This is a genomic window from Actinomadura craniellae (assembly GCF_003289645.1).
GTDB classification, from domain to species: Bacteria; Actinomycetota; Actinomycetes; order Streptosporangiales; family Streptosporangiaceae; genus Actinomadura_D; species Actinomadura_D craniellae.
In genome coordinates, this window is record NZ_QLYX01000041.1 from 1 (window position 1) to 1,113 (window position 1,113).

At 69.6% G+C, this 1,113-nt stretch carries 1 protein-coding gene; it reads left to right on the forward strand.

Going from position 1 to position 1,113, the window contains the following annotated elements:
* Positions 1-119: 119 nt before the first annotated feature.
* On the forward strand, positions 120-1,113 hold a 994-nt coding region (locus tag DPM19_RS34695), incomplete at its 3' end, for an IS481 family transposase (protein WP_111872334.1).

A 1,113-nucleotide genomic window follows, 5' to 3' on the forward strand; every position in this document is an offset into this window, starting at 1 on the left:
TGTACTGCTCATGGACGTTGGTGACGGCGACACGGGCCGGATGTTGTTGAAATAGGGAGGACCTCCCAGGTGTGGTGTGGAGCTACCACACAGCCACTCCGCACCCGTAGGAGGTCCTCGTGCCCCACCGTAACGCGCCGTTGACGGAGCTGGGCCGGTTGCGTTTGGCCCGTTGTGTCGTGGAGGAGGGATGGTCGCTGCGGCGGGCGGCCGAGCGGTTCCAGGTCTCCCACACCACCGCGGCCCGGTGGGCGGCCCGCTACCAGGCCGAGGGCGCGGCGGGCATGGCCGACCGCTCCAGCCGCCCGCACCACAGCCCCGCCCGTACTCCCGAGCGTCTGGAGCGGCGGATCATCAAGATCCGCATCACCCGCAAGATGGGCCCGGCCCGCATCGGCGCCCGCCTGGGCCTGGCACCCTCCACGGTCCACGCGGTACTACGCCGCTACGGCTGCCCGCCCCTGGCGCACCTGGACCGGGCCACCGGCCGCCGGGTGCGCCGCTACGAGCACCCCGCCCCCGGCGACCTGATCCACATCGACATCAAAAAACTCGGCAACATCCCCGACGGCGGCGGCCACAAGGTGCACGGCCGCCAAACCGGCCGGCACAACAGCGCCGCCCACCGCGACCCCGCACGCCCCCGCACCACCGGCGGCCGCCCCAACCTGGGCTACGCCTACCTGCACACCGCCATCGACGACCACTCCCGCCTGGCCTACACCGAAATCCTGCCCGACGAAACCAAGGAAACCGCCACCGCGTTCTGGAAACGCGCCCACGCCTACTTCACCAACGCCGGCATCACCATCCAACGGGTCCTGACCGACAACGGATCCTGCTACCGCTCCCGGCTATGGGCCCACACCCTGCACACCGCCGGCATCACCCACAAACGCACCCGCCCCTACCGACCCCAAACCAACGGCAAAGTCGAACGCTTCCACCGCACCCTGCTCACCGAATGGGCCTACGCCCACCCCTACACCTCAGAAACCCAACGCCGCCAAGCACTCCCCACCTGGCTCCACACCTACAACCACCACCGCGGCCACACCGCCCTGGACGGCCAACCACCCGCCAGCCGCGTCACCAACCTGTCAGGACAGAACA